At 70.8% G+C, this 14,367-nt stretch carries 16 protein-coding genes; 10 read left to right on the top strand and 6 right to left on the bottom strand.

Annotation, left to right across the window (positions count from 1 at the left end):
• Positions 1–19 precede the first annotated feature (19 nt).
• Positions 20–1,336, bottom strand: coding sequence for an SGNH/GDSL hydrolase family protein (locus AB0I18_RS23400; protein ID WP_363107493.1), 1,317 nt, complete (start codon positions 1,334–1,336; stop codon positions 20–22).
• Between the two features lie 247 nt (positions 1,337–1,583).
• On the opposite strand from AB0I18_RS23400, the gene AB0I18_RS23395 reads away from it, so the two are divergent.
• From AB0I18_RS23395 to AB0I18_RS23380, 4 genes are all read left to right on the top strand, one after another.
• Entirely contained in the window at positions 1,584–2,984 is a 1,401-nt protein-coding gene (locus tag AB0I18_RS23395) for a DUF445 domain-containing protein (protein ID WP_363107491.1), read from the top strand.
• A 104-nt stretch (positions 2,985–3,088) separates the two neighbouring features.
• Positions 3,089–4,552 carry an MFS transporter gene (locus AB0I18_RS23390; protein ID WP_363107490.1) on the top strand — a complete coding sequence of 488 codons (1,464 nt, stop codon included), beginning with the start codon at positions 3,089–3,091 and terminating at the stop codon, positions 4,550–4,552.
• Between the two features lie 49 nt (positions 4,553–4,601).
• Positions 4,602–5,567: an alpha/beta hydrolase gene (locus AB0I18_RS23385; protein WP_363107489.1), complete on the top strand. Its 966-nt coding sequence runs from the start codon at positions 4,602–4,604 to the stop codon at positions 5,565–5,567.
• A 206-nt stretch (positions 5,568–5,773) separates the two neighbouring features.
• On the top strand, positions 5,774–6,724 hold the full coding sequence (locus tag AB0I18_RS23380; RefSeq protein ID WP_363107488.1) for an alpha/beta hydrolase: 951 nt from the start codon (positions 5,774–5,776) through the stop codon (positions 6,722–6,724).
• An 83-nt stretch (positions 6,725–6,807) separates the two neighbouring features.
• Here the strand turns inward: AB0I18_RS23380 and AB0I18_RS23375 are convergent, their stop codons facing one another.
• Positions 6,808–7,896 (bottom strand): helix-turn-helix domain-containing protein, encoded by a 1,089-nt coding sequence (locus tag AB0I18_RS23375; protein WP_363107487.1) that lies wholly within the window; start codon positions 7,894–7,896, stop codon positions 6,808–6,810.
• A 164-nt stretch (positions 7,897–8,060) separates the two neighbouring features.
• On the opposite strand from AB0I18_RS23375, the gene AB0I18_RS23370 reads away from it, so the two are divergent.
• Entirely contained in the window at positions 8,061–8,537 is a 477-nt protein-coding gene (locus AB0I18_RS23370) for a hypothetical protein (RefSeq protein ID WP_363107551.1), read from the top strand.
• Between the two features lie 24 nt (positions 8,538–8,561).
• Positions 8,562–8,921, top strand: a complete 360-nt coding sequence (locus AB0I18_RS23365; RefSeq protein ID WP_363107486.1) for a VOC family protein — start codon at positions 8,562–8,564, stop codon at positions 8,919–8,921.
• Between the two features lie 72 nt (positions 8,922–8,993).
• On the opposite strand, the gene AB0I18_RS23360 is transcribed toward AB0I18_RS23365, so the two are convergent.
• Positions 8,994–9,500, bottom strand: a complete 507-nt coding sequence (locus AB0I18_RS23360) for a DUF2269 family protein (RefSeq protein WP_363107485.1) — start codon at positions 9,498–9,500, stop codon at positions 8,994–8,996.
• Between the two features lie 94 nt (positions 9,501–9,594).
• Here AB0I18_RS23360 and AB0I18_RS23355 point away from each other — a divergent pair, with 94 nt between their 5' ends.
• On the top strand, positions 9,595–10,548 hold the full coding sequence (locus tag AB0I18_RS23355) for a helix-turn-helix domain-containing protein (protein ID WP_363107484.1): 954 nt from the start codon (positions 9,595–9,597) through the stop codon (positions 10,546–10,548).
• A 59-nt stretch (positions 10,549–10,607) separates the two neighbouring features.
• Here AB0I18_RS23355 and AB0I18_RS23350 read toward each other — a convergent pair whose 3' ends face one another.
• Both AB0I18_RS23350 and AB0I18_RS23345 read right to left on the bottom strand, forming a co-directional pair.
• Positions 10,608–10,910 carry a hypothetical protein gene (locus AB0I18_RS23350; protein WP_363107483.1) on the bottom strand — a complete coding sequence of 101 codons (303 nt, stop codon included), beginning with the start codon at positions 10,908–10,910 and terminating at the stop codon, positions 10,608–10,610.
• A 116-nt stretch (positions 10,911–11,026) separates the two neighbouring features.
• The gene (locus tag AB0I18_RS23345; protein ID WP_363107482.1) at positions 11,027–11,866 is read right to left on the bottom strand and encodes a rhamnogalacturonan acetylesterase; all 840 of its coding nucleotides are present in this window, start codon (positions 11,864–11,866) and stop codon (positions 11,027–11,029) included.
• Between the two features lie 200 nt (positions 11,867–12,066).
• On the opposite strand from AB0I18_RS23345, the gene AB0I18_RS23340 reads away from it, so the two are divergent.
• Positions 12,067–12,486 carry an Hsp20/alpha crystallin family protein gene (locus AB0I18_RS23340; RefSeq protein WP_363107481.1) on the top strand — a complete coding sequence of 140 codons (420 nt, stop codon included), beginning with the start codon at positions 12,067–12,069 and terminating at the stop codon, positions 12,484–12,486.
• A gap of 231 nt (positions 12,487–12,717) precedes the next feature.
• Positions 12,718–13,137 carry a DUF2267 domain-containing protein gene (locus tag AB0I18_RS23335; protein ID WP_363107550.1) on the top strand — a complete coding sequence of 140 codons (420 nt, stop codon included), beginning with the start codon at positions 12,718–12,720 and terminating at the stop codon, positions 13,135–13,137.
• An 83-nt stretch (positions 13,138–13,220) separates the two neighbouring features.
• On the opposite strand, the gene AB0I18_RS23330 is transcribed toward AB0I18_RS23335, so the two are convergent.
• Positions 13,221–13,919, bottom strand: a complete 699-nt coding sequence (locus tag AB0I18_RS23330; protein WP_363107480.1) for a hypothetical protein — start codon at positions 13,917–13,919, stop codon at positions 13,221–13,223.
• A 151-nt stretch (positions 13,920–14,070) separates the two neighbouring features.
• On the opposite strand from AB0I18_RS23330, the gene AB0I18_RS23325 reads away from it, so the two are divergent.
• The gene (locus AB0I18_RS23325; RefSeq protein ID WP_363107479.1) at positions 14,071–14,343 is read left to right on the top strand and encodes a DUF1876 domain-containing protein; all 273 of its coding nucleotides are present in this window, start codon (positions 14,071–14,073) and stop codon (positions 14,341–14,343) included.
• The last annotated feature ends 24 nt before the right edge of the window (positions 14,344–14,367 follow it).

Here is a 14,367-nt window from a genome sequence, read left to right as displayed (position 1 = left end):
CCCCGCGCCCCTTACGGGGCTACAGCTCGGCCGGAGCCGCGCCCTTCAGGTCGTCCAAATCGAAGACCTCTGCCATTCGTTCGTAGCCCTTGTCGCTCGGGTGGAGGTGGTCGCCCGAGTCGTAGTCGGAGCGGAGGCGGCGGGGGTTGTACGGGTCGCGGAGTGCCTTGTCGAAGTCGACGTAGTCGTCGAAGACCTTGCCGGCGCGGATCTTGGCGTTGACGGCCTTGCGGGTGGCCTCCAGGTCCCGCTGGTAGCCGCGGTGGCCCTGGAAGGGCATGAGGGTGGCGCCGACGACCCGCAGGCCCCGGGCGTGTGCCAGCCGCTTCAGCTCGCGCAGGCCGTCGGTGATGTTGTCCGGGTCTGTCACGTGGGGTGTGCGCAGGATGTCGTTGACGCCGAGCACGACGACGACGGCCCTGACGTTCGTGCGGCCGAGCACGTCGCGGTCGAAGCGGCTCAGACCGCTGGGGTTCTCGGCGGGGCGGCCGAGGCCGCTGGACAGGATGCGGTTGCCGCTGATGCCCTGGTTGACCACGCTGTAGCGGGGGCCGTCCGAGGAGTCGCGCAGCCGGTCGGCGAGGACGTCCGTCCAGCGCCGGTTCTCGCCCACGGACGAGGTCGCGCCGTCGGTGAGCGAGTCGCCGATGACGACGACCGTGCCCTGCGACTCGTTGCTCAGCACGTCCAGCGCGGTCAGGTAGCGCCAGTACGGGGTCTGTCCGGTGTAGGCGGCGCCGCTCACGTCCTCCGTGCGGTCGCCCTCCGCCGTGTACGAGATCTGCCGGGCCTGCGGGTGGTAGGTGACCGGGCCGGACGGGGTCGGCGAGTACGTCGTCACCAGCACGTCCCTGTCGTGCGGGATCAGCAGCCGCACGGCGTCGCTCACCACCTGCTGCCCGGCCGGCACGATCACCGACGGGCTGCCGCGGAAGGTGAGGCGGCGCATGGTGTCGGCGGCCGCCTCGGCGTTGTTCGGGGCGACCGCGACGGCGACCGAGGCGTGCGTGATGCTGAGTGGCTGCTGCCCGTACAGGTTCGACAGGGTGATCCGGACCGCGGTACCGCCGACGCCCACGTGCACGACGTTGCGTACCGAACGGCCCGCCATCCCGTTCACCTCGGTGCCGGGCTCGGACCCGGCCGGGGACGCCGACCAGGCGCCCACCCAGGTGCCGGTGGACGCGGGAGCCGCCGAGTTGTTCGGGGTGCGGCCGCTGGCGAGGGTGTTCTCCTCACCGTCGTCGGCCGATACACCGACGTATATGGCGGCTGAAATGACCACGATCACAGCAACGATCGCGGCCAGCAAGGCATAACCGTAACGCCTGGTCATGCGGTGCGTGTCTCCTAGAGCAATGGGAGCTCGGGGCTCCGATGTGATGACCCCATGATGAGGCATGGCGGGGGAGATGCCCGACAGGACCCCCATCGCTCCCGCGGCTGCTGCCGGTTTTTCCGCTTGCGGTTCTTCCGGCCCCCGCCCGGGAAGACGCCGGGAACTCCTGTTCCGTTCCAGGAGTCGGTCAGGTTGGGACAATGGGTGCGGGGGACAGGAACGGGTGGAGTGGATGGGACCGTGGATGGAACGCACGAAAGCGGATGAAACAGGTTCGGGAGCAGGTTCGGGAGCGGGAGCGGGCGCGGAAACAGGTTCGGAGGGTCAGCATGCCCGGCCCGGCGGCGCCGTGAACCGCGGTGCGGCCGAGGCCGGCCGTGCGATGACCTCGTTCAGCCCCGCCGACGAGGAGAAGTTCCGCGGCGTGCGCCGGATGAAGCTCACGGCGACCGGCATGCTGCTCCTGGTCGCCGTCGTCTACGTACTCGCCAAGTGGGCCGGCAACTCCGGCGCGGGCGCCTGGACGGGGTACGTCGCCGCGGCCGCCGAGGCCGGCATGGTGGGCGCGCTCGCCGACTGGTTCGCCGTCACCGCGCTCTTCCGGCGGCCCATGGGCCTGCCCATCCCGCACACCGCGATCATCCCGACGAAGAAGGACCAACTCGGCGTCTCCCTGGGCGAGTTCGTCGGCGAGAACTTCCTGTCCCGGGACGTCGTACGCGGCCGCCTGCGGGCCGTCGGCATCGGCAGCCGGCTCGGCGCCTGGCTGGCTCTGCCGGAGCACGCCGACCGGGTGACGGCGGAACTGGCCACCGCCCTGCGCGGCGCGCTCGCCGTGCTGCGCGACTCCGACGTGCAGGCCGTCGTCGGCGAGGCCATCAACCGGCGGGCCGACGCCCAGGAGATCGCCCCCGGCATAGGGAAGATGCTGGAGAAGGTCGTCGCGGACGGCGGCCACCGGCGGGTCGTCGACCTGATCTGCGTACGTGCCCACGACTGGCTGGTCCTCCACAACGACCAGGTCATGGACGCCGTGCAGGGCGGCGCCCCCGGCTGGACCCCGAAGTTCGTCGACAAGCGGGTCGGCGAGCGCGTCTACAAGGAACTGCTGCGCTTCGTCACCGAGATGCGCGACATGCCCGCCCACCCGGCCCGCGGCGCCCTCGACCGCTTCCTCACCGACTTCGCCTCCGACCTCCAGTCCGACACCGAGACCCGCGCGCGCGTGGAGAACCTCAAGCGGGAGGTCCTCGGCCGCGGCGAGGTCCAGGACCTGATCGCCTCCGCCTGGTCCTCCGTACGGCAGATGATCGTGTCCGCGGCGGAGGACGAGCGCAGCGAGCTGCGGCTGCGCGTGCGGGCCTCGCTGCTGTCGCTGGGCGCCCGGATGTCCACGGACCCGAAGCTCCAGGCCAAGGTCGACGGGTGGGTCGAGGGCGCGGCGGTGTACGTCGTGACGACCTACCGCGACGAGATCACCTCCCTCATCACCGACACCGTCGCCGGTTGGGACGCCGAGCACACCTCCAAGAAGATCGAGGCACACATCGGCCGTGACCTGCAGTTCATCCGGATCAACGGCACGGTGGTGGGCTCGCTGGCGGGTCTTGTGATCTACACGGTGTCGCGGGCGCTGGGCGGCTAGCCGGTACGGACCCGCCGTCCGGCCGGTACGGACGCGGGCGTAGGCCTCTTCGTCGGGGGGACCCGTGCCGGGTTCGCTCGGTTCGCTCGACGAGGAGGGAGCCCATGTCCGTCACCGAGGCCGACACCGGCACCGTCACCACCGCCGTCCCCGCCCGTCTGGACCGTCTGCCGTGGTCGCGCTGGCACTGGACCATCGTCATCGGTCTCGGCACGGTGTGGATCCTCGACGGACTGGAAGTCACAGTTGTAGGCAACATCGCGGGCCGGCTCTCCGAGTCCGGCAGCGGATTACCGGTCTCGGCGGCCCAGGTCACCGGCATCGCGGCCGCCCTCTACGTGGCCGGAGCCTGCTCCGGGGCGCTGTTCTTCGGCCGCCTCACGGACAAGTTCGGCCGCAAGAAACTCTTCATGGTCACCCTCGCCGTCTACCTCGCGGCGACGGCCCTGACCGCGATCTCCTTCCACTCCTGGTGGTTCTTCCTCTTCCGCTTCCTCACCGGCTTCGGCATCGGCGGCGAGTACGCGGCCATCAACTCGGCGATCGACGAACTGATCCCCTCCCACTACCGGGGCCGCGTCGACCTGATCATCAACGGCAGCTTCTGGCTGGGCGCGATCGGCGGCTCGCTCCTGTCGATCGTCGCGCTGAACACGGACCTGTTCGCGATGAACGTCGGCTGGCGGCTCACCTTCGCCCTCGGCGTCGTCCTGGGCCTGGTGATCCTCCTCGTACGCCGCAACGTTCCCGAGAGTCCGAGGTGGCTGTTCATCCACGGCAGGGGAGAGGAGGCCGAACGCCTCGTCAGCGACGTGGAGCGGCAGATCGAGGCGGAGAAGGGACACCGACTCCCGCCGCCCGCCGGGGAGATCACCATCCACCAGCGCAAGAGCATCGGCTTCCTCACCATCGGGCGCACGGTCTTCTCGACGTACCGCAAGCGTGCCGTCCTCGGCCTCTCCCTCTTCATCGGCCAGGCATTCCTCTACAACGCGATCACCTTCGGCTTCGGCGCGATCCTCACCGAGTTCTTCGACGTGCCGACCTCCGACACCGGCTACTACTTCGCCGTCATCGCGGCCGGCAACTTCCTCGGCCCGCTGCTGCTCGGCAAGCTCTTCGACACCGTGGGCCGCCGGATCATGATCTCGTCGACGTATCTCGGCTCGGGCCTGCTGCTCTTCGGTACGGCCTGGCTCTTCGGCCGGGGCTCGCTGAGCGCGGTGACGCTGACCGCCTGCTGGTGCGTGGTGCTGTTCTTCGCGTCGGCGGGTGCGAGCAGCGCGTACCTGACCGTCTCCGAGGTCTTCCCGATGGAGACCCGGGCCATGGCCATCGCCTTCTTCTACGCCATCGGAACCGCGGCCGGCGGCATCAGCGGGCCGCTCCTCTTCGCGGACCTGACCAGCACGGGCGTGGTCGCCGACACGGTGCTCGCCTTCCAGATCGGCGCCGGGCTGATGTGCGCGGCGGGACTGGTCGCGGCGGCGCTCGCGGTACGGGCGGAACGGCGCTCGCTGGAGGACATCGCCAGGCCGCTGTCGACGGCGTCCCTCGGGAACGTGTAGCCCGAGCCGTCGAAGTCGCCGCCCTGTGCGGGCGCATATGCTTTTGCACATGGTTGAGCACCGAATGATCGACGTGAACGGGATCCGGTTGCACATTGCGGAGGAGGGTGAGGGCCCGCTGGTCGTCCTCCTGCACGGCTTCCCGGAGGCCTGGCACTCCTGGCACCACCAGTTCGGTCCGCTGGCCGCCGCCGGTTTCCGCGTGGTCGCCCCCGACCAGCGCGGATACGGCAGGAGTGATCACCCCGACGACGTGGACGCGTACAGCATGCTCCACCTGGTCGGTGACGTCGTCGGGCTGATTCATGCGCTGGGTGAGGAGACGGCGTACGTCGTCGGTCACGACTGGGGCGCGCCCGTCGCCTGGCACACCGCGCTGCTGCGGCCGGATGTCGTGCTGGGGGTGGCCGGGCTCAGCGTGCCGCCGCCGTTCCGAGGGGCTGAACCTCCGCTCGCCGCCATGGAGAGGATGTTCGACGGCAGGTTCTACTGGAACTACTTCAACCAACCTGGCGTTGCGGACGCGGAGTTCGCAAAGGACCCGCGCACGACACTGCGGAAGTTCTTCTACATGGCCTCCGGTGACGCCCCCGACGCGGGTGAGCAGCCGCTGGTCGAGCCCGGACGGGGATGGCTGGAGACGATGCCCGATCCTGAGGTTCTGCCGGACTGGTTCACCGAGGCCGACCTGGACATCCTCACCGACAGCTTCGCCAAGGGCTTCACCGGTGCGCTCAACTGGTACCGCAACATCGACCGGAACTGGGAACTGACGGCTGCTTGGCATGGGGCGGTCGTGAGCGTGCCCGCGCTGTACGTGTACGGGGACAGGGATCTGGTGCCCGCGTTCCCGGGCACACCTGAACGCATCGCCGCGCTCCCGGACTTGATGCCGAATCTGCGGCGCGAGCCGGTCAGGCTGGCGGGGTGCGGGCACTGGACGCAGCAGGAGCGGCCGACGGAGGTGAACGCGGCGCTCGTGGACTTCCTCACCGAGCTCCGGTCCGCACGATGATCCGGACGAAACGGCCTGGGCCCTGGTGAGGACGAGGCGGGCAAGGGCGGGGCGGGCAAGAGCACGGGTGTCGGTCCGCGCCCGCGTATTGCCCGACATCCGTCGGGTGACCTGCGCGGATGTGCCATGGCACGGTTTCCGTAGCGACGCGACGGGCGTCGGCGCAACGGTGCGCCGACGGGACGGAGCGTCGGATCGGAGACGACATGACGACGTACCCGCTCGACCCGGAGCTCGCCGCGATCGTGCCCATGCTGCCCAGAGCCGACTGCTCGGATCTCGAAGGCGCCCGGGCCGAGATGGCGGCCGGTGTCGCCGCGGCCCTGGCGGACGTGGACGCCACCGGTGTGGACGTCACCGAGCTGGTGGCACCCGGGCCGCAGGGCGCGCCGGACGTCGTCCTGCGCAGCTACCGCCCGCAGGGTGTCGAGGGCCCGCTGCCGGTGATCTACGACATCCACGGCGGCGGCTTCATCCTGGGAACCGTCGAATTCGACCACGGCACCAACGTGATGCTCGCGCGCGAACTGGGTGCCGCCGTCTTCTCCGTCGAATACCGGCTCGCCCCCGAGCACCCCTACCCGGCCGGGCTCGAAGACGCGTACGCCGGCCTTGTCCACCTCGCCAAGAACGCCGCCGAGCTCGGTATCGACCCCGCCCGTATCGCCCTCTTCGGCAGCAGTGCCGGCGGCGGTCTCTCGGCCGGTCTCGCCCTGCTGGCCCGCGACCGGGGCGGCCCCGCGATCGCCTTCCAGTACCTCGGCATCCCGGAACTCGACGACCGGCTCGACACGCCCAGCATGCGGGCCTTCACCGACACGCCGCTGTGGAACCGGCCCAACGCGGTCATCAGCTGGGACGCGTATCTCGGCGTCGGCGTGCCCGGCAGCGCCGACGTTCCCCTGTACGCCGCGCCTGCCCGGGCCGGTGCCGAGCGGCTCGTCGGGCTGCCGCCGGCGTACATCTCGGTGATGGAGTTCGACCCGTTGCGGGATGAGGGCATCGACTATGCCCGTGCGTTGCTCGCGGCCGGGGTGAGTGTGGAGCTGCATCTGTTTCCGGGCACGTTTCATGGGTCGGGGATGATTCCGCATGCGGAGGTGTCCCTGCGGGAAGTGGCGGAGGCCGTGGCTGTGTTGCGCAGAGCCCTTCGCTAGGGGCTCGTATACGGCTGCGGGCCGGTCGTGGCTGGTCGCGCAGTTCCCCGCGCCCCTTACGGGGCGCCTCTGACGGGGCGCCCCTATCGAGGCTCGGCCAACCGCAGTGCGTACAACGCCAGTTGGGCCCTGAAGCGGTCCTGGGGGTCGCTCAATCGGTAGCCCAGTGCTGTTTCCGCGCCGGAGAGTCTCGCGGCGACCGAGCTGTGGTGCAGGTGGAGGTCCGTGGCGGCGTGGCGGAGGGAGCCGGTGCGGAGGAAGGCGGTCAGGGCGGCGAGGGCTGCCGGGCCGCCCCTGCCCTCGGCGAGGTCGGCCAGGGCGCGTACGTCGGGCTGGGCCCGCAGCCGGTCGACGGGGATGTCGGCGAGCAGCGCCACCGGGCCGAGGGAGTCGTGGTCCACGACCGCCTCGTCGGGCAGCCCGGCGACATCGACGGCGAACCGCAGAGCGAGCCGGGCCTGCGCCCAGGAGGCCCCGGCGTCCAGGGCGGGAGCGCTGCCGCCGACCCCGATCCGTACGCCTTCGGAACCGTGCTCGCGGACGTACGCCCGCAGCTCGTCGGCGACCGACTCGGCGCCCGGTGCCAGCGCCACGGCGAGCGGACCGATCGCGGCGACCCGCACCCCCGGACGCAGTTCGCGACGCCCGAGCACGGCCACCGAGGAGGCCCCGGCGACGGCCACCACCCGCAGCGGCTGCTCGGGCACCAGGCCCAGCAGGCGCAGCGCCCGTGCCCGGTCCTCGACGGCCTCACGTTCCGACAGCACCCGCTCGACCAGCGCCGGGTCCGCCACCTGGGCGTGCGCGGCGTCCTGCTGAGGGCCCCCGTACAGGACGCCCGCGGCGATGGCCATCCACTCCAGCACCAGTTCGTCGAAGGGGCCAGGCGCGCCCGTCCGCTCCAGCCACACCCGGCCGCCCGGCGCGAACTCCGCGCTCCCGGACGGCTGCCCCGCGGACCCCGCCGGCACGGTCCCGGCAGGCCCGAACCGCACCACACGTCCGCCCACCTCCAGCCCGGCCGGACATTCGGCGAGCCCCGCGGTGGACCGTACGAGCGACTCGGCGTCGAGCCGGCCGGCGCCGAGCAGCGCCTCGTAGTGCGCGATGACCCGCAGCGCCGCCGCCGCGTCCGCGTCTAGGGCCGACAGCCGTAGCAGCAGTCCCTTCATGACCTGGGATTCTAGGCCTCGGATCGGTCGAACGACCTAGTTGGGCACCCAGAGGAATGCTCAGGGGTGCGGTCGCGGGAACTGAGTATCCGTACTCTGTCGACCCTGTGTGCGTCCGGGGAACCCTCGTTCCCATGACCGAGAAGCCGCTGACTGAGAAGCCGCTGACCGAGAAGCTGCTGCGCCCCCTGTCGAAGCGCCCCTGGACGGAACGCTGGCTGACCCGCCTGCTGGGTGCCGCCCTGTCCTCGGCGGCGTACCTCATCTGTCTGCCCTGGGACCTGCGCAACCGTCCCGAGTCACCCGGTTCGACGACCGAGACGACACCGGTGAGCGTCCTCGGGGTCGTGGTCCTGGCCGTCTGCCTGCTCCTCCTGGCCGCGTACTTCGGCCACCGGGACGCTCTCGCCTGGCCGCTGCTGCTGGTGGCGGTGCCCCCGGCCACGCTCATGTACCTCTCGTTCCACACCCACGCGGAATCGCCCGACGCCGCCGTCTGGCCGATGGCCTGGGCGTTCTTCACACTGGTCATGGCGGCGGGGGTGTTGGTCGCCGCGTCCGTGGCCCGGCAGTTCAGGCAGGACACGGGAGACTCGACAGACGGGTGGGTCATCGCCCACCGCTCGTCGTGCGCGTCCTGAGCACCGTGAGGAGTGTGGAGTCCCGTGAGCGTTCGCAGGATCGTCCCCAACATGCCTGTCGACTCCAAGGAGTCGATGACCCGGAGCCGTGATTTCTACGGCTTGCTGGGCTTGGAGGAGGTCATGAACCTGGGCTGGGTCATGACCCTCGCCTCACCCGCCAACCCCACCGCCCAGATCAGCCTCTTCACCGAGGAGCGGACCGCCCCGGTCGTCTCCGACGTGAGCGTCGAGGTCGAGGACGTCGACGCGGTGTACGCCGAGGTGGCCGCGTCCGGCGCGGAGATCGTACGGGGGCTGCGGGACGAGGAGTGGGGCGTACGGCGGTTCTTCGTCCGGGACCCGAACGGACGGGTGGTGAACGTGCTCGGGCACCGGGGCTGAGTCACGACGCCGGTTCTGGAGGGAGCCGGAGGGAGCCGGAGGGAGCCGGAGGGAGTAGTGCGCGGGCGTCGGTCAGGCGCCCGTCGTGGAGCCGGGACGGACGATCATCAGGATCGTGACGGTGGCCCACAGCAGGTTGAAGATGCCGGTGAACATGGCGAGTTGAGCTGTGGCGCGAGGGTTCGCGGCGACTTCGGTCGTCCCGGAGGGCGCCGCTGCCTCCGCTGTCTCCGACGCCGTCTCCGCCGCTTCGAGGAGCTCCTCCTGGCGGGGCAGCACCAGTGCCAGCAGGACGGCGGCCGCGAGGCCGGTCAGGGCGATCGAGACGATCAGCCAGGCGTCGCCGAGTACGCCCATGCTGAGGGCCGTGGCGAGACCGAGGACCGGGACGGCGATGCCGAGACCCGCGTACACCCGGCAGATCCGGTGCAGCAGACGCACGGTCTCGCTCGCCCGCGGGTCTCCCGGATCGGCGAGAGCCCGGCGCGCACTGGGCGGGAACATGCTGGCCGCCACCGTGACGGGCCCGACGGCGACGATCGCGGCGAGGACGTGGAGGACGAGGAGAAACTTGGTCACGAGGGGACGGTAGGCGGCGTACGGGATCTTGCGGAAGTGGCGAGATTGCCAGGGTTCAACGGATTCTCGCCAGCGCCCGGCCTACGCTTTCACCATGCACTCGATAGCCGTCCTCGCCCTGGACCAGGTCATCCCCTTCGACCTCGCCGCGCCGATCGACACCTTCTCGTGGGCCCGGCTGCCGGACGGGGGGGACGCCTACCGGGTCCGGGTCTGCGGACCGGAGGGATCGGCGGGGGAGGTGAGCGCGGGGGTCTTCACGCTGCGGGTGCCGTACGGCCTCGACGCCCTGGCCGAAGCGGACACGATCATCCTGCCCGGTGTCGCCGACCCGACCGTGCCGCTGCCGCCCGGTGTGGCGGAGGCGCTGTGCGCGGCCGCCGCCAAGGGCACCCGGATCGCCTCGGTCTGCGTGGGCGCGTTCGTCTTCGCCGCCACCGGTCTGCTGGACGGGCTGCGGGCGACCACCCACTGGATCGCCGCCCCGGACCTCGCGGAGATGTACCCGGCGGTGACGGTCGACCCGAACGTCCTCTACGTGGACAACGGCCAGTTCCTCACCTCGGCGGGCTCCGCCGCCGCCCTCGACATGTGCCTGCACATGATCCGCCGGGACTACGGCTCGGCCGTCGCCGCGCAAGCGGCCCGCTTCGCCGTGATGCCGCTCGAACGGGAGGGCGGGCAGGCCCAGTTCATCGTCCACGCCCAGCCGCCGGCCCCGGCCGGCGCGACGATGGAACCCCTGCTCGCGTGGCTGGAGGAGAACGCCGAGCGCGACCTGACCCTCGACGACATCGCCGCCCACGCGGGCACCAGCGCCCGCACCCTCAACCGCCGCTTCCGCGAACAGGCCGGTACGACGCCCCTGCAGTGGCTGCACCGGGCGCGGGTGCGCCGGGCCCAGCACCTACTGGAGACCACGTCCCACCCCGTCGAACGGATCGCGGAGCAGGTGGGGTTCGGGTCGCCGACGGCGTTCCGGGACCGGTTCAAGAGGGTGGTGGGGACGAGCCCACAGGCGTACCGCAGGGCTTTTCAGAGCTCCTGACTCGGCCCGGAGATCCCTGTCGCGCCCCACGGCTTCCGAGGGGTTTCCGAGGAGGGTGATCAGCCTCGCCGGTCGGCCACCGCCCACGACGCCAGCGCCACGGCCCCGGCCGTCCCGAGCACGGCGGGCCACGCCCCCACCTTCTTGGCCAGCGGATGCGACCCGGCGAAGCCGACGACGTACGCGGCGGTCAGCGCCCCCGCCGCCTTCCCGCCGGCCCGCTGCCGCCACTGCCGCGCGGCAGCGGCCCCCGCGACGGCGAGTACGACCCCGCCCAGCGGCCGCTTCTTCGTCCAGCGGGCGACCCCGTACCCACCGATGAGCCCACTCGCCGCCACCACCGCGGCCGGTACTTTCACCATCACTGCCTCGTCTCCTGGTGCTGCCCCTGTCGAGCCGAACCGAGGCTAACGCGCCCGCGCGGGCAACCGGGGGCCGTCCTCGGCTCAGGACGCCCCCGGCCCCGTACGTACGCCCGTCAGCCCGCGACCGCCGCCGGCACCACCTCACCCGAGATCGGCAGTCCCAGCCCCGCCACGGCCCGGGATACCAGCCGGGCCATCTCGACCGCGCCCCGCTCCTGGAAGTGGGTGTTGTCCTGGACGCCGTTGGGGAAGTTCGGGTACTGCCCCGGGTTCAGCCACAGGAAGATCTGCTTGGAGCCCTCGATCCCGACCCCGTCGAGGTACGTGCGGCTGGCCGCCGAGAGGTCGACCAGTGGGGCGCCCTCCTCCCGCGCGACCGCCTTCGCCGCGTCCACGTACGCCGGGAAGGAGACGTTGAACTTCCCGGTGGACGCGTTGTAGGAGCGCCGGGACACCGGCGTCACGACGACCGGCGTCGCACCCCGGGCCCGGGTCGCCCGGATGTAGTCGTTGCGCAGGTACTCCTTGTAGTCGGCGGGCGACGTGTACCGCTCGGCATTGCCCACGGTCGCGTCGTTGTGTCCGAACTGCACGAAGAGGTAGTCGCCGGACCTGATCACCTGATGGATCGCCGCCAGCCGCCCCTGCTCGATGAACGACCGCGAACTCCTCCCGCCGATGGCGTGGTTGGCGACGGTGATGTTCGAGGTGAGGAACGAGGAGAGCTTCTGGCCCCACCCGGCCTCCGGGTAGTAGCGGGAGTTGTACGTCTGGGCGGTGGAGTCACTGGCGATGTAGAGGGTGCCGGTCGCCGCGGCGGCGGCGCCCGAGGTGTTGGCGGAGGCGTTGGCGGTACCGGGCAGGCTCAGGGCGCCGAGGGCCCCCGCGCCGAGCGTGCCCGCTGTACTGATGAGGAACCGTCTGCGACTGCTGGTACTGGCGTTGCGGCTCATCTGACCTTCCCTGCACACGAGTTGGGGGATTCGTCAGAGGCAGGTGGCAGCGGGGAGGGAAAAGGTTGCCGGGATGCGGAACGGAATAAAACAGTTACACAGAGTGGCTATGAGCCCAGGCTTGTCAACTTTCCTCTCGCGAGTTATATAAAAAGCCGTAGGGCATCGCACCCAACACCGCACGGAAGGAGCGCCCCGTGATGCTCATGCGCACCGACCCTTTCAGGGAACTCGACCGCCTCACCCAGCAGGTCTTCGGCCCCGCTCGCCCCGCCGCGATGCAGATGGACGCCTACCGAGCCGGTGACGACCTCATCGTCCACTTCGACCTCCCCGGCATCGACCCGGAGACGATCGACCTGGACGTCGAGCGGAACGTGCTGAACGTACGGGCCGAGCGCCGTTCCCCCGCCCCCGAGGGCGCGGACGTGATCGCCGCCGAGCGTCTGACCGGCACCTTCAGCCGTCAGCTCTTCCTCGGCGACACCCTCGACACGGAACGCATCGACGCCTCGTACGACGCCGGAGTCCTGACCCTGCGCATCCCCGTGGCCGAACAGGCCAAGCCGCGCCGCATCCAGATCACCGGCGGCGGCGACCGCAAGCAGCTCCGCACCTGACAACCGCCGCAACGCCCCGCGGGCACGCGCCCGCGGGGCGCCGTCTGCTCAGGATCCGCACCCGCAACCGCACCCGCCCCCGACACAGGAGAAGGAGAAGCGCGCGAGATGCCCCCGACGACCGCGACGACCATGACAAGTACGGCGACCGCGAGGAGTATGGCGAATACGACGAGTACGGCGGACGCGCCGACCCCGACATACGCGCAGGGCGCGCCGAGCACGCCGGGTATGCCGAGCACGCCGGGCACACCGAGATGGAGCCAACTGATCGAGGCCGTACGCGATTCCGGCCAGTACGCCACCAAGTCCGAGGCGGAACGCGTCACCCGCATCGTGCTCTCCGCCCTCGGCGGCCACGTCGTAGGGGACGAGCGCGTCGAACTGGCCCGCCGGCTCCCCGAGCAGGCGGCCCGCGTCCTCGCCTCCCAGGTGCCCGCCGTCCGCCGCCTGACGGCGGCCGAGTTCGTGGACGAGGTCGCCACCCGTATCGAGGGGTCCACCCCGGCCACGGCCCGCTGGGACGTCAGCTCAGTCCTGAGCGTCGTGGCGTCCACGGTCGGCGACGACCTGGTGACCCGGGTACTGCACCAACTCCCGCGCGGATACGCCCTCTTGTTCGGCCGAGCCGAACTCCCGCCCGCGGCCTGAGAGCCACGAGCCACGTACGGCGGGGCTGTCGTCCCCGACCCCTCAAGGCACAGGCACCTCAAGCCAAGGCACTTCACGCCACCTCAGGGCGCGGCTGCCGTCTCCAGCCAGGTCCGCCAGACGTGCCGGGTGTTCGGCACCTCGGGACGATCGAGGAGCCAGAGCACGTAACCGGCGTGCAGCCGCGCCCACGGGTTCTCCGAGTCACGGGCCCGGCCGAGCCGATCGCGCAGCTCGTCCCCGTCGACGGCCCGGGCGACGCGCACGTACTCGCGGTCTTTGCAGCGGTAGGCCCGCCGGACGACGACCTCGACCAGATCGATCAGCTTCGCCCTGACCACCGGATCCCCTCCGACGGCGGCCTTGGCCAGATCCCGGATGACCGCTTGCTTCGTGCCCCACGCCTTGGCGTGCCGGGTCCACTCCTCCGGATACCGGGCCTCCCACTCCAGGAAGAGCAACGCGTAGGGCAGCCCGGGCCAGGGGACGGCACCCTCGTCATGCTGTTCCCCGTCCCACAGCGCGTCGGGCAGGACATGGCCCTTGACGCGTTTGTACTCCTCGTACGCCCCCGACCACAGCACGTCCCGGCACCGCGCATCGCCCTCCAGCTCCAGCCGGTTCGCCGTCGACCAGGCCTCGTTGAACCGCCCCAGAGCGCTGTCGACCTTCTTCCGCTCGGCAGCCAGCCGCTCAAGCGCGGCGGCCCGTTCACCGGGGTCGTCCGCTATCAGCCCGTATGCCCAGCCCAGCCGCTCGTCCCACGCACGGGCGTCATCCATACCCGTCCCCGCCACCTCTCTCATACGGCAGATCATCCCTGAGCTCGTCGGCCCACGCAGCCCTATATGCCCGGTGGGCCGTGCACGCAATGCCGTGCGACGGCGCCGGAACAGGCGCACCCTGGAAGCAGAGGTTCCGGAGGTGATCGTGATGACGCAGACCGCAGTCGGATGGCACGTAGAGCTGGAATTCCTGGAGGACACCCACCGCACCCGCGCCGCCGCCCTCGTACGACTCCCCGACGGGAGCGAGGTACGGGCCCACGGCTACGCGAGCCGGCACCCCTCCGACTCGAACCAGCCCCGGGTCGGCGAGGAGGTGGCCGGAGCCAGGGCCCTCAACGAACTGGCGATGAAACTCCTGACAAAGGCACACGACGAAATAGACGAGGCCTCGGGCCGAACATCACATCCGCTGACCTGATCTGCCCTGATCTGACCTGCTCTG

This window comes from Streptomyces sp. NPDC050704, assembly GCF_040654355.1.
Classification (GTDB): domain Bacteria; phylum Actinomycetota; class Actinomycetes; order Streptomycetales; family Streptomycetaceae; genus Streptomyces.
This window is presented reverse-complemented; position numbering and strand designations above follow the sequence as displayed.

What these genes read in the sequence shown, in the direction of transcription:
- AB0I18_RS23400 (WP_363107493.1), bottom strand. Translation starts at nt 1,336, where the DNA reads ATGACCAGGCGTTACGGTTATGCCTTGCTGGCCGCGATCGTTGCTGTG.
- AB0I18_RS23395 (WP_363107491.1), top strand. Translation starts at nt 1,584, where the DNA reads ATGGAACGCACGAAAGCGGATGAAACAGGTTCGGGAGCAGGTTCGGGA.
- AB0I18_RS23390 (WP_363107490.1), top strand. Translation starts at nt 3,089, where the DNA reads ATGTCCGTCACCGAGGCCGACACCGGCACCGTCACCACCGCCGTCCCC.
- AB0I18_RS23385 (WP_363107489.1), top strand. Translation starts at nt 4,602, where the DNA reads ATGGTTGAGCACCGAATGATCGACGTGAACGGGATCCGGTTGCACATT.
- AB0I18_RS23380 (WP_363107488.1), top strand. Translation starts at nt 5,774, where the DNA reads ATGACGACGTACCCGCTCGACCCGGAGCTCGCCGCGATCGTGCCCATG.
- AB0I18_RS23375 (WP_363107487.1), bottom strand. Translation starts at nt 7,896, where the DNA reads ATGAAGGGACTGCTGCTACGGCTGTCGGCCCTAGACGCGGACGCGGCG.
- AB0I18_RS23355 (WP_363107484.1), top strand. Translation starts at nt 9,595, where the DNA reads ATGCACTCGATAGCCGTCCTCGCCCTGGACCAGGTCATCCCCTTCGAC.
- AB0I18_RS23350 (WP_363107483.1), bottom strand. Translation starts at nt 10,910, where the DNA reads ATGGTGAAAGTACCGGCCGCGGTGGTGGCGGCGAGTGGGCTCATCGGT.
- AB0I18_RS23345 (WP_363107482.1), bottom strand. Translation starts at nt 11,866, where the DNA reads ATGAGCCGCAACGCCAGTACCAGCAGTCGCAGACGGTTCCTCATCAGT.
- AB0I18_RS23340 (WP_363107481.1), top strand. Translation starts at nt 12,067, where the DNA reads ATGCTCATGCGCACCGACCCTTTCAGGGAACTCGACCGCCTCACCCAG.
- AB0I18_RS23335 (WP_363107550.1), top strand. Translation starts at nt 12,718, where the DNA reads ATGCCGAGCACGCCGGGCACACCGAGATGGAGCCAACTGATCGAGGCC.
- AB0I18_RS23330 (WP_363107480.1), bottom strand. Translation starts at nt 13,919, where the DNA reads ATGGATGACGCCCGTGCGTGGGACGAGCGGCTGGGCTGGGCATACGGG.
- AB0I18_RS23325 (WP_363107479.1), top strand. Translation starts at nt 14,071, where the DNA reads ATGACGCAGACCGCAGTCGGATGGCACGTAGAGCTGGAATTCCTGGAG.